This is a genomic window from Fictibacillus phosphorivorans (assembly GCF_007673525.1).
Taxonomy (GTDB): domain Bacteria; phylum Bacillota; class Bacilli; order Bacillales; family Fictibacillaceae; genus Fictibacillus; species Fictibacillus phosphorivorans_C.
The window spans coordinates 824,574-836,613 of sequence record NZ_VDZU01000001.1; the positions used below are offsets into that span (position 1 = coordinate 824,574).

The window sequence follows — 12,040 nt, forward strand, 5'->3', positions numbered from 1 at the left end:
AGTGCAACAAGAAAAAGGAAATGATTAAATATTCGGTATGATCATAAAATGCCGTGGGATCAAGGATTAGCGAAGTTCAATAGAAATAAATTTGGTAATAATGATCTATTTAACTGTTTTAAATAGTGATTATGAACTAATCTCATTCATATAGATGAAGAACATTTTTGTAAGTGGTTCTGGTTTTAACTTCCTTTTATTCGTGGTACATTGATAAAAATACTAAAACAAATGATGTGATGATATGAATGAAAGTAATGGAATCACTGATCGTTTGCATCGTCCGCTGCAGGACTTGCGGATTTCGGTAACCGATCAATGTAATTTTCGGTGTACCTATTGTATGCCTAAAGAAATTTTCGGACCAGATTACCCGTTCTTAACACCAAGCGAGTTATTATCTTTCGATGAGATCGTACGTATTGCCTCACAGTTTGCAAAAGCAGGGGTGGAAAAAATTCGAATTACTGGTGGTGAACCTTTACTTCGTAAAAATCTTCCTGACCTGCTGAAGCGTCTACGTGCAATAGAAGGAATCAAAGATATTGCCTTAACCACAAATGGCGTACTCCTTCCAAAGATGGCGGTTTCTTTAAAGCAAGCAGGTATGGACAGAGTAACCGTGAGTTTGGATACGCTTGATAACGATTTATTCGGCTACATTAACGGACGAGGTGTAGGGGTTTCTCCTGTATTGAAAGGGATAGAAGCTGCACATGAAGCGGGTCTTGCTGTCAAAATAAACATGATGGTCAAAAAAGGGATCAATGAAAAAGAAATTCTTCCTATGGCCCGTCATTTTAAAAACACTCCATATGTTTTGCGTTTCATTGAATATATGGACGTTGGCACCTCTAACGGTTGGAATTGGGATGAAGTGGTATCAAAGAATGAGATCTTAAAGATGATTGATTCAGAGATGCCGTTGAAACCGGTTGATCGAAAATATTATGGAGAAGTTGCCAAACGCTATCAATACTCTGACGGTCAAGGCGAGATTGGCATAATTTCTTCAATCAGTGATACGTTTTGTTCGACTTGTACAAGAGCGAGGTTGTCTGCAGATGGAAAAGTCTACACATGTCTATTTACAGGGAAAGGGACTGACCTTAAAGAATTTGTACGAGCTGGTGCTACTGACAAGGAGATTTTCAATCGCATTGTTGAAATATGGGGAAATCGTTCTGATCGATATTCAGATGAAAGAAAAGAACAAGGAATAAGTGAAAGAAAAAAAATAGAAATGTCCTATATTGGAGGCTGAGTGAATCAGCCTTTTTTTCTTTTCATTTTTTTGCTAGTTGAAGTTTGTTAATAACTATTTTATAATAACTTACATAAAGTAATTAAATAATTTATAAAATTCATCTTGTTGCTATTAAATAGGAAAGAAGGAAGAAAGATGACGCCTATTCATAAAGAAACTCATATCGGAAGTGTGGCTTTACAAGTTAAGAATCTCGAGAAGCTTGTTAAATTTTATACAGAAACAATCGGTCTGCAAATTTTATCAAAACGAGAAACTAGCGTGAAATTAACAGCTGATGGGAAAACGCCAATCCTTATTTTAGAAGGTAATCCTGAGCTCCAGCAGCGACCAGTGAAAAGCGCAGGTCTATATCATTTGGCTTTGCTTGTACCAAGCAGAAAAGATCTTGCGAATGTGCTGTATCACTTTATTGAAACAAACACACAACTGTTAGGAGCGTCAAACCATAAATTTAGCGAAGCGATCTATTTACAAGACCCTGAGAACAATGGAATCGAAATTTACAGAGATATTGATCGCGAAGATTGGCGACGAGATGAAAGAGGAAAATTGCCAGCTGTCAGCGAACCATTAGACGTACAAAGTCTTTTAGCAGAAAGAGATTCAGAAACTTGGAGTCGTCTGCCAGAAAACACGGTTATGGGCCATGTGCATCTGAATGTATTAAATATCGCTGAAGCTGAGAATTTCTATATGAACGTATTAGGATTTGAAGAACAGACAAGGATGGGAAACCATGCTCTATTCATCTCAGCGGGAGGATATCATCACCATATCGCCGTAAATATTTGGAACGGAATGGATGGCGAGTCAAACCGAGAAGATGTAACAGGACTTCTTCATTATGAAATCATCGTTCCGTCGATGTTAGAGGTCGAAAAGGTTTTAAGTGCTCTAGAACGTGAGCAAGTTCCATATTATATAGAATCGGAAAACATTTTGTTAAAGGACCCTTCTGGTAACGGAGTGGTGATTAAAGCCGGACAGCGCTAACGTTTACAAACTCTCAAAATCAGGAATATTAAAAGTAAGAAAAAACGGCAAAGAGGGGGGTTATATGAAAAGAAGCACTTTGATGAAGATTAGTGTAATCTTATTGATTGTTTTGTTTCTATTTGCTCTCAACCATTTTGTCTTTAAAATAACCCCCATATCTATGCGTGATTGGGTATTATCCTTTGGGATGGTCGCTCCAATCGTTTATATCATCGTAAATGTTATTCGGCCATTTACTTTATTTCCAATCTCCGTTCTTTCACTGGCGGGTGGCTTAGCATTCGGAGTTGTATGGGGAACGGTTTATACCGTATTCTCAGCTACGATTGGTGCTATTTTATCGTTCTACATCGCTAAGCACCTTGGAGCGAGATGGATCAAACAAAAAGCAGATTCACCTTCAAGAATTGAGAAATGGCAGAATCAACTGAAGGAAAAAGGGTTTCTTTATATCTTCTTATTGAGAATCATTCCGGTATTGAATTTTGATGTTGTAAGCTATGTGGCTGGAATCTCTAAGCTTAAACTCCGTTCATACATTTTAGCTACGATGCTTGGTGTTTTACCAGGAACACTTGCATACAACTTGTTAGGTGACAGCTTTATTAAAGGGAATGGAACAATCATTGCAATTGCGGTCGGCTTAGCGCTCTTTGTAGCTTGTATACCGATTCTAATGAAAAACAAACAGATCATTACTAGCCAAATTCACCAGCATAAAGAAGATAATGCATAGTCTTACTCCTAATATCGGAGTAAGGCTTTTTTGTTTTTGATTACGTATGAGCACAATACTTGTTCCTTATTAATAATTATTATAAATTAGTATTGACTTCAAAATAGAAGTGAGTATAATAAAGATTGTAAACAACATGATAATGATATTCATTATCATTTGAAACATAAGGAGTGAATGTTAAATGGCAGAACGTATGGTAGGCAAACAAGCACCTCGCTTTGAGATGGAAGCGATCATGCCTAATAAAGAAACGAAAAAAGTAAGTTTAGAAAAAAACATGGAAGATGGAAAATGGACTGTTCTATTCTTCTATCCAATGGATTTTACTTTCGTATGTCCGACTGAAATCACTGCGTTATCAGATAGATATAGTGAATTTGAAGATTTAGATGCTGAGGTAATCGGGGTTTCCACAGACACCGTTCATACACATTTAGCATGGATCAACACGAGTCGTGATGATAACGGACTTGGTGAATTAAACTATCCTCTAGCAGCAGACACGAATCACCGTGTATCACGTGATTATGGAGTACTGATCGAAGAAGAAGGCGTTGCACTTCGAGGCATGTTCATCATCAATCCTGAGGGTGAGATGATGTACCAAGTAGTCTTTCACAACAACATCGGCCGTGATGCTGATGAGACACTGCGTGTACTTCAAGCTTTACAAACAGGCGGACTTTGCCCAGCAAACTGGAAGCCAGGACAAAAGACACTTTAATTAAAAGGATTCTTTAAGAAGGTAGTTGCTTTGAAAATCTTAAAAGAAATTACCTCATTGAATAGTTGATTGGAGTATAAGGAGCGAGACTCCTAGGGATCAGCGGGACAGGTGAGACTCTTAACAGCGCAGAGCGCTAAGAGGCTCACTGCATGCCTCCCGGAAAGCGAGCTCCTGTAACGGAAATCAACACTTTCAAAACTACTATTGTGAAATCAAAAATCGTTTAAACTCTGGAGGGAATAATAGATGAAATTACGTGAACAAATGCCTGAACTTGATGGTGCTACAACTTGGTTGAATGAAGAAGTAACAAAAGAAGAGTTGGTTGGAGAAAAAGCAACCTTGATCCACTTCTGGTCCGTAAGTTGCGGACTGTGTAAAGAAGCGATGCCGGATGTTAACGAGCTTCGTGATGAATATGAAGATGATCTAAACGTAGTGGCTGTTCATATGCCTCGCTCTGAGAATGATTTAGACATGAGCGTTATCGAACAGATGGCGATCGGGCATGATATTACCCAGCCGATCTATGTAGACAGCGAGCATAAACTAACGGATGCTTTTGAGAATAAATATGTACCTGCGTACTATGTGTTTGATAAAGAAGGAAAGCTTCGTCACTTCCAAGCTGGAGGAAGCGGAATGGACATGCTTCGCAAACGCTTGAACCGTGTATTAAACGAAGAAACAAAATAAGGAGATGATTATATGAATACCATTCAAGAAGTATTAAATCGTCAAGTAGCGAACTGGAATGTATTGTTTGTGAAACTACACAACTATCACTGGTATGTAAAAGGACCTCACTTTTTCACACTTCATGAAAAGTTTGAAGAGCTGTACAACGAAGCCGCAACGAACATTGACGAACTGGCTGAGCGACTGCTTGTTCTAAAAGGGACACCGGTTGCAACGATGAAAGAATATTTAGAGTTGGCGACAGTAGAAGAAGCAAAATCTAACGAATCAGCAGAAGTTATGGTTCAAAACGTTATTCACGATTTCGAACTTTTGATCGCAGAAATTAAAGAAGGAATGGAAGTAACTGAGCGTGAAGGTGATGAAGTAACACATGATATGTTATTATCCGTTCGTGAAAGCCTTGCAAAACATAACTGGATGCTACGTGCATTCGTAAGCTAATAATAGAAGACTGTTTTCGTAAACTTTGTTGCTTTTGGAAGTGTTGATTTCCGTTATAGGCTGCTCGCTTTTCACGGGGCAGGCGCTGAGCCACATTCGTTCGTTTCACTCTTAAGTGTCTCAGCTGTCTAGTTGCAGTGGCTAGCCCCTCGAGGTCAAAAGTTAAACGGTCTGTGATGAGCAAAGTGCGCCTTCCTAGCCCATTCAACTTTTGCTTGTCGGGGCTGAACGAGCCACTTCCACTTTTCAAACTGCCCGCCTTTATGCTCCTTGCTCCTGCGTCTACAAGTTTATGGTAGCGGAGTAAGCTTCCTCGTCGCATGCCTTGCGAGATGTATTTCAGGTGGTAGGCACGCACCTTCCACTACAATCAATTGTCAAAGGTGACAAGGAGTTAAAAGTAACAATCTTTTAGAAAAGAGCGTAATAGAATGAGAAAGAGTGACTTCGGTCGCTCTTTTTTTATGTCTGAATAATATTTCTAAAAATTATAATTATTCTGCAATTTTAACGAAGCTTATGCTAAAATTTAAGAATGGACCAAATTATTCCAAAAGGAGGACAAACATGAAAAAGGGGATTGCGTTATTTTTTATACTGATTCTTGCCTTTTCACTAGCAGCATGTGGTCAGAAGATTGAGACTCCATCTGAAAAGAAAGAAACGGGTGACAAGAATGCTTCTTTAAATCTTGATCAGATCAGTATTGTAACAGGTGGGACAGGCGGTACATATTATCCACTTGGTGGAGAGATGGCGAAGATTGTGAAAGACGAGTTAGATATTGAAGCAAACTCTCAAGCTTCAGGTGCATCTGTTGAGAACATGCAGCTGCTTCAAGATGGTGATGCTGATGTAGCGTTCACACAAACAGATATCGCTAGCTATGCAGTTGAAGGCAAAGAAATGTTCAAAGAAAAAGTTGATCAAGTAACAGGGATCGGGACATTATATCCTGAAACGATCCAAATCGTAACGTTAAAAGAAAGCGGAATTAAGAGAGTTGAAGATCTGAAAGGCAAAAAGGTTTCAGTAGGAGCACCAGGTAGTGGAACGTTCGCGAATGCTGAACAAATTCTAAAGATTCATGGCATGACAATGGATGACATTGATGCGCAGCATCTATCTTTCGATGAGTCTACTGAAGGAATTCAAGATAAGAACATACAAGCAGCTTTTATCACAGCAGGAACGCCTACAGGTGCTGTTGATGCTTTATCAGCTACGAATCCTGTAACGATCGTACCGATTTCAGATGACAAGATTAAAGAGCTGATCGAAGCTCATCCATATTACATTGAAGATACTGTTAAGAGTGGTACTTACAAGATTGAAGCAGATGTAAAAACGGTAGCCGTTCTTTCGATGCTAACTGTTCGTAAAGATATGGAAGACGATGCAGTGTACGCGATCACAAAAGCAATCTTTGAAAACACGGATAAGATCAGTCACGCAAAAGGAGAGCTAATCTCTGCAGAGAATGCAGTAGAAGGAATGGGGATTGATTTCCATCCTGGAGCTAAAAAGTATTTTGAAGAAAAAGGAATCTTAAAATAAGAGGTGTCGAGCATGGACTAAAAGATTATTTTTTAGTCCATGTATTCTTATGAAGAAAATTTTTGTAAGCATCGTTGGTTTAGTGATCTTAACAATGTTTTCAATGGTGCCACTTTTCAAATCCGTAGTGATTGAAGAAGGAATGACAGGGAAACCGTTAGCTTTCTTTGATGCAAAGCAAAGCAGTGAATTCAGTATTGAATACATACACTCGATCCATAAAACACCGGTTCGTGAAATCTATCAAGTTCATCATGAAGAGATCCTTCAGACCGAAATGAGGTTTCAGGAATTTGGAGTGGGCATGCCATCTGGTGCAGCTGAAGGGGAAGTTTTTGCACAAAAAGGTGAGAACTATATTTTATCCAACATGAAGAGAACGTTTCCTTCATTAGATATTCGAATCGGACAAATTATAGCCAATCATACACTTCTTCTAAAAGGTAATAGGTATCCCTTCTCTGAAATCAGTGAAAAAGGGTCTTGGGTTTCAATAAAAGTAGAGAAACTGAACGTATGGCAAAGGTTGATAGGAGGGAAAAAACTTGGATAAGAACAAGCATAAAGAACGCGAACAAATATCAGATCAAGCTGTACAAGAACTAATGGAAAAGTACGATCCAGAAGCAGGCTTTCGTAAATTAAAAGGTGTACTTTATTGGATCACACTCATCGGTTTGATTACTTTTTCATTATTTCAGCTTTATACAGCTATTTTTGGAGTATTGCCAGCACAATTGCAAAGAACGATTCATCTAGGCTTTGCACTTACATTAATCTTTTTGCTCTTCCCGGCTTCTAAAAAGAAAAAAGAAGGCAAGCCACTTTTTCAAGTCGCTTGGTATGACATGATTTTGGCTGTTCTATCGATAGCCGTTGGATCCTATTGGTACTTGTTCATGGATGACCTTGTTATGAGGGTAGGAAGATTAACCACTCAAGATTTCCTAATAGGTGTGCTCGCAATCATACTTGTTTTAGAAGCAACAAGAAGGGTAGTTGGGCTGCCCATCACGATTATTGCAGGTCTATTTCTGCTATACGCGTATATGGGGCCTTATATGCCGGGCTTCTTAGAGCACAAAGGGTTGACGATCGAACGAATCGTACGGACGATGTTCTTTACAACAGAAGGTATTCTAGGAACACCGCTTGCGGTTTCATCCACATATATCTTTTTGTTTCTTTTATTTGGAGCCTTTCTCGTTAAAACGGGAGTCGGCGAATATTTTAATGATCTATCCATCGTTATCGCAGGAAGACGAGTCGGAGGACCTGCTAAGGTAGCTATTTTCTCTAGTGCACTTCAAGGAACGATCAGTGGAAGCTCGGTGGCTAACGTTGTAACTTCTGGAGCTTTTACCATTCCGATGATGAAACGTTTAGGTTATGACAAAAACTTTGCAGGAGCAGTCGAGGCAGCTTCTTCAACAGGTGGTCAGATCATGCCTCCTGTCATGGGAGCCGCAGCGTTTCTGATGGTTGAATTTATCGGGGGTGGTATCACCTATTGGGATATCGCTAAAGCTGCTGCCATTCCTGCGGTACTATACTTTGCGGGAATATGGATCATGACGCATTTTGAAGCAAAACGTATCGGTCTAAGAGGGTTATCTCGCGAAGAGATGCCCGAAACGAAAAGAGTTATTAAACAGGTGTATTTGTTGATTCCGATCGTTGTGGTTATTTTGTTGCTTATGACTGGTATGAGTGTGACAAAAGCTGCGCTATGGTCAATTGTGAGTGCGATTGCGGTTGGCATGTTCAATAAGCAAACTCGCATGGGGCCGAAGCTCTTTTTTGAAGCATTAGCCGATGGGGCGAGAACAGCGCTCGGTGTTGCAGCGGCTACAGCTGCGGCTGGTATGATCGTCGGGGTTGTTACGGTAACCGGAGTTGGTCTTAAGATGGCGAACGGTTTGCTAGAGTTGTCAGGTGGGTATTTAATTCCAACCTTGATCTTAACGATGATCGCCTCGCTTGTACTTGGAATGGGATCGCCGACGACTGCGAACTATGTAATCACATCAACGATCGCTGCACCAGCTATTTTGTTGTTTGGTGTTCCTGATCTGTCTGCTCACATGTTTGTCTTTTACTTTGGAATCATCGCGGATATTACACCTCCTGTAGCACTAGCTGCCTTTGCAGCAGCAGGGGTTTCAGGCGGTGAACCGATACGCACCGGGATACTGTCATCAAAACTGGCCATTGCCGCATTCATTATTCCGTACATTTTCGTTATCTCTCCACAGCTCATGTTGATTGATACAACTTGGACTGAAGCCATTTGGGTGATTTCGACAGCATTTGTCGGAATGATTGCCATTGGTGCAGGAATGATCGGCTATTGGATGCGACCTCTTTCTTGGTTAGAAAGAATCTTAGCCGTTGCGATCGGCTTCTTGCTGATCTATCCAGAAGGAATGTTCAGTGCGATTGGTCTTGCAGCGTTCGCTCTTATGCTTGGAAGCCAATATTGGCTTTTGAAGAAAGACAACACACAAGCACCATCATCACCAGCGGTTTAAAAGATGATTTGCTCAGAAGCAATTGTGCTTCTGAGCTTTTTTATGTGTGTAAAGTTTAAAATTTTCAATGTGGGTAAAAGATTGTAAGGTTATACATCTCGTATTTATGATACAATCAATAAGTATGCATTTTTGTAGGATACGGATTTGAATATATGTATGTATAGAGATATGATGGTCAGTTATATATAAAAAGGAGAGATATCCAAATGATTACGGTAACTAACGTTGGTCTTCGCTACGGCGACCGCAAGCTGTTTGAAGACGTTAATATAAAGTTTACACCAGGGAACTGCTACGGCTTAATTGGTGCGAACGGTGCGGGTAAATCTACATTCTTAAAAATTCTTTCTGGTGAGATCGAAGCACAAACAGGTGACGTTCACATGACTCCAGGCGAACGTCTAGCCGTATTGAAGCAGAACCACTTTGAATATGAAGATCAAGAGGTTATGCAGACCGTTATCATGGGTCACGCTCGTCTTTATGAAGTGATGCAAGAGAAAGATGCGATCTACATGAAAGCTGATTTCTCAGACGAAGACGGAATCCGTGCAGCTGAGCTTGAAGGTGAGTTTGCTGAACTTAACGGTTGGGAAGCTGAATCTGAGGCTGCGATCCTTCTTAAAGGTCTTGGCATTAAAGAAGATCTTCACACGAAGAAACTAGCTGAACTAACAGGTTCTGAAAAAGTAAAAGTATTGCTTGCTCAAGCTCTTTTCGGTAAGCCGGATGTTCTTCTTCTGGATGAGCCGACGAACAACTTAGATCTTCAAGCAATTCAGTGGCTAGAAGATTTCTTGATCAATTTTGAGAACACAGTAATCGTGGTATCCCATGACCGTCACTTCTTAAACAAAGTGTGTACGCACATGGCTGACCTTGATTTTGGAAAGATTCAGATCTATGTGGGTAACTATGATTTCTGGTACGAGTCTTCTCAATTAGCGCTTCGTATGGCACAAGATCAAAACAAGAAAAAAGAAGAAAAGATCAAAGAACTTCAAGCGTTCGTTGCGCGATTTAGTGCGAACGCATCTAAATCAAAACAAGCGACTTCACGTAAGAAGTTATTGGATAAAATCTCTTTAGATGATATCCGACCTTCTTCTCGTAAATATCCGTATGTGAACTTTGGCATCAACCGTGAGATCGGGAATGACCTTCTTCGTGTTGACGGTCTAACGAAAACGATCGATGGCGTAAAAGTACTAGATAACGTGAGCTTTATCATGAACAAAGACGACAAGATCGCTTTTGTAGGTAAAGAAGAGATCGCCATCACAACTTTATTCAAGATTCTGATGGGTGAGATGGAAGCGGACAGCGGAACATACAAATGGGGTGTAACAACGTCTCAAGCGTACTTCCCTCGCGATAACTCGAAGTACTTCGATGGAAGCGAGCAGACTCTAGTTGACTGGCTTCGTCAATATTCTCCTGAAGATCAAACTGAAAGCTTCCTTCGCGGGTTCCTAGGTCGTATGCTTTTCTCAGGTGAAGAAGTAATGAAGAAACCGTCTGTATTATCCGGAGGAGAGAAAGTTCGTTGTATGCTTTCTAAGATGATGCTTAGCGGATCAAACGTGTTGATTATGGATGACCCTACGAACCACTTGGATCTAGAGTCTATCACAGCCTTGAACAACGGATTAATCAGCTATAAAGGTTCATTGATGTTCACATCACATGACCATCAGTTCGTTGAAACGATCGCGAACCGTATCATCGAGATCACGCCTAAAGGAATTCTTGATAAGCAAATGTCTTATGATGAGTACTTGGCGAATGATGAGTTGAAGAAGCAGCGTCAATTGATGTATCAATAAAATAACAAAAGAGTGTTAAGTCTGAGTTTAGATTTAGCACTCTTTTTTTATATTGCTCTGTTGCTCTTGAATGAAGCTGATCTCCTTCTCAGGTGCGCCGCTTTCCGGGGGGCGTGCGGTGAGCTACCTCCGCGCTTTGCGCCATTAGTTGTCTCACCTGTCACGCGGACCCCCAAGAGTCTCACACCTTACACTACAATCAACTTGTCACCGATGCTGATTTGATAGGTAGACCAGATCAAGTAATATCTATACGTGAAAGTGGGGCAAAAATGATGGAACCGTTTACTGAGAAAGTTATTAAAGTTATCAAAAACATACCGAGTGGCTACGTCATGTCTTATGGACAGATTGCCCGCGTAGCTGGTAATCCGCGAAGTGCTAGACAGGTCGTCCGTATCCTTCACTCTATGAGTAAGAAACATGATCTGCCTTGGCACCGTGTAATCAATGGAAAAGGAGAAATCGGCATTCAAGATGAGGAATTATTTTTTACACAAAAATCACGATTAGAACGTGAAGGCGTGCAATTTAAAGGGAAAAATAGAGTGGACATCGAAACTTACAGATATTCGCCAGATTGCGAGGATACTATTTAATCACCAATTGCAGGGAGAATTGACAGATGCTGATGAAAGAGATTCCGGTAATAAAGGTAGCAGAGTTAAGGGATAAAGAAACGATCTATAATCTTATGCAGTTTTATTTTTATGATTTCTCAGAGTATATTGATCTTCAAGTGAACGATAATGGGGTTTTTGGTCAGTATGCTTATCTCGATAGCTATTGGGAAGAAAGTCGGCGTTTTCCTTATCTGATTCAAAAAGAAGACAAGCTAGCAGGTTTTGTATTAGTAAGCGAAGTACAGGAAGCCAACAATCCTTACTGGTCGATCTCTGAATTTTTTATCTTGAAAAGATTTAGGCTTGATGGTTTGGGGAAACTGGCCGCGCATCAGATATTTGAAAAACATAACGGAGATTGGCAAGTTTCTCAAATAGAAGCGAACAAACCTGCACAGAGGTTTTGGAGAAATGTGATAGGTGAATACAGCAAGAAACAGTATACAGAGCGGAAGGAAGAGGGACGAGTCATCCAATCGTTCTCCAATAAAATAGTTTAGAAATGATGTGCGATTCTATCAATGGAATCGCTTTTTTTATTGTGATAAAACGATAGAAAGTTTGACTTTTTTTTAATAGGGCAAAATAGGAGAGGAACTACTAACATTTTAAGTGGTCCCAAATA

12 protein-coding genes are annotated in these 12,040 nt (G+C 40.2%); all 12 read left to right on the plus strand.

Going from position 1 to position 12,040, the window contains the following annotated elements; translation table 11 throughout:
- Positions 1 to 244 precede the first annotated feature (244 nt).
- A complete protein-coding gene (gene moaA / locus FS458_RS03870) occupies positions 245 to 1,264 on the plus strand; it encodes a GTP 3',8-cyclase MoaA (protein WP_144698005.1) in 1,020 nt (339 codons plus the stop codon).
- Positions 1,265 to 1,402: 138 nt separating this feature from the next.
- Positions 1,403 to 2,263, plus strand: a complete 861-nt coding sequence (locus tag FS458_RS03875; RefSeq protein ID WP_144698007.1) for a VOC family protein — start codon at positions 1,403 to 1,405, stop codon at positions 2,261 to 2,263.
- 64 nt (positions 2,264 to 2,327) lie between these two features.
- Complete coding sequence (locus tag FS458_RS03880) at positions 2,328 to 3,002, plus strand: TVP38/TMEM64 family protein (RefSeq protein WP_144698009.1); 675 nt, start codon at positions 2,328 to 2,330, stop codon at positions 3,000 to 3,002.
- 184 nt (positions 3,003 to 3,186) lie between these two features.
- Entirely contained in the window at positions 3,187 to 3,729 is a 543-nt protein-coding gene (locus tag FS458_RS03885) for a peroxiredoxin (protein WP_144698011.1), read from the plus strand.
- 249 nt (positions 3,730 to 3,978) lie between these two features.
- Positions 3,979 to 4,428, plus strand: a complete 450-nt coding sequence (locus FS458_RS03890) for a TlpA family protein disulfide reductase (RefSeq protein ID WP_066397740.1) — start codon at positions 3,979 to 3,981, stop codon at positions 4,426 to 4,428.
- Between the two features lie 12 nt (positions 4,429 to 4,440).
- Positions 4,441 to 4,875, plus strand: coding sequence for a Dps family protein (locus tag FS458_RS03895; protein ID WP_144698013.1), 435 nt, complete (start codon positions 4,441 to 4,443; stop codon positions 4,873 to 4,875).
- A 567-nt stretch (positions 4,876 to 5,442) separates the two neighbouring features.
- Positions 5,443 to 6,432, plus strand: a complete 990-nt coding sequence (locus FS458_RS03900) for a TAXI family TRAP transporter solute-binding subunit (protein WP_144698015.1) — start codon at positions 5,443 to 5,445, stop codon at positions 6,430 to 6,432.
- A gap of 49 nt (positions 6,433 to 6,481) precedes the next feature.
- Positions 6,482 to 6,985, plus strand: a complete 504-nt coding sequence (locus FS458_RS03905) for a DUF1850 domain-containing protein (protein ID WP_144698017.1) — start codon at positions 6,482 to 6,484, stop codon at positions 6,983 to 6,985.
- A 52-nt stretch (positions 6,986 to 7,037) separates the two neighbouring features.
- Positions 7,038 to 8,963, plus strand: coding sequence for a TRAP transporter permease (locus FS458_RS03910; protein ID WP_144703267.1), 1,926 nt, complete (start codon positions 7,038 to 7,040; stop codon positions 8,961 to 8,963).
- A 209-nt stretch (positions 8,964 to 9,172) separates the two neighbouring features.
- Positions 9,173 to 10,792 carry an ABC-F family ATP-binding cassette domain-containing protein gene (locus FS458_RS03915; protein ID WP_144698019.1) on the plus strand — a complete coding sequence of 540 codons (1,620 nt, stop codon included), beginning with the start codon at positions 9,173 to 9,175 and terminating at the stop codon, positions 10,790 to 10,792.
- A gap of 275 nt (positions 10,793 to 11,067) precedes the next feature.
- Positions 11,068 to 11,391: an MGMT family protein gene (locus FS458_RS03920; RefSeq protein ID WP_137791646.1), complete on the plus strand. Its 324-nt coding sequence runs from the start codon at positions 11,068 to 11,070 to the stop codon at positions 11,389 to 11,391.
- Between the two features lie 26 nt (positions 11,392 to 11,417).
- Positions 11,418 to 11,915 carry a GNAT family N-acetyltransferase gene (locus tag FS458_RS03925; RefSeq protein ID WP_260858339.1) on the plus strand — a complete coding sequence of 166 codons (498 nt, stop codon included), beginning with the start codon at positions 11,418 to 11,420 and terminating at the stop codon, positions 11,913 to 11,915.
- The last annotated feature ends 125 nt before the right edge of the window (positions 11,916 to 12,040 follow it).

Excerpts from the sequence above, each read along its gene's own strand:
- moaA (WP_144698005.1), top strand. The coding sequence starts at position 245 with ATGAATGAAAGTAATGGAATCACTGATCGTTTGCATCGTCCGCTGCAG.
- FS458_RS03875 (WP_144698007.1), top strand. The coding sequence starts at position 1,403 with ATGACGCCTATTCATAAAGAAACTCATATCGGAAGTGTGGCTTTACAA.
- FS458_RS03880 (WP_144698009.1), top strand. The coding sequence starts at position 2,328 with ATGAAAAGAAGCACTTTGATGAAGATTAGTGTAATCTTATTGATTGTT.
- FS458_RS03885 (WP_144698011.1), top strand. The coding sequence starts at position 3,187 with ATGGCAGAACGTATGGTAGGCAAACAAGCACCTCGCTTTGAGATGGAA.
- FS458_RS03890 (WP_066397740.1), top strand. The coding sequence starts at position 3,979 with ATGAAATTACGTGAACAAATGCCTGAACTTGATGGTGCTACAACTTGG.
- FS458_RS03895 (WP_144698013.1), top strand. The coding sequence starts at position 4,441 with ATGAATACCATTCAAGAAGTATTAAATCGTCAAGTAGCGAACTGGAAT.
- FS458_RS03900 (WP_144698015.1), top strand. The coding sequence starts at position 5,443 with ATGAAAAAGGGGATTGCGTTATTTTTTATACTGATTCTTGCCTTTTCA.
- FS458_RS03905 (WP_144698017.1), top strand. The coding sequence starts at position 6,482 with ATGAAGAAAATTTTTGTAAGCATCGTTGGTTTAGTGATCTTAACAATG.
- FS458_RS03910 (WP_144703267.1), top strand. The coding sequence starts at position 7,038 with ATGGAAAAGTACGATCCAGAAGCAGGCTTTCGTAAATTAAAAGGTGTA.
- FS458_RS03915 (WP_144698019.1), top strand. The coding sequence starts at position 9,173 with ATGATTACGGTAACTAACGTTGGTCTTCGCTACGGCGACCGCAAGCTG.
- FS458_RS03920 (WP_137791646.1), top strand. The coding sequence starts at position 11,068 with ATGGAACCGTTTACTGAGAAAGTTATTAAAGTTATCAAAAACATACCG.
- FS458_RS03925 (WP_260858339.1), top strand. The coding sequence starts at position 11,418 with ATGCTGATGAAAGAGATTCCGGTAATAAAGGTAGCAGAGTTAAGGGAT.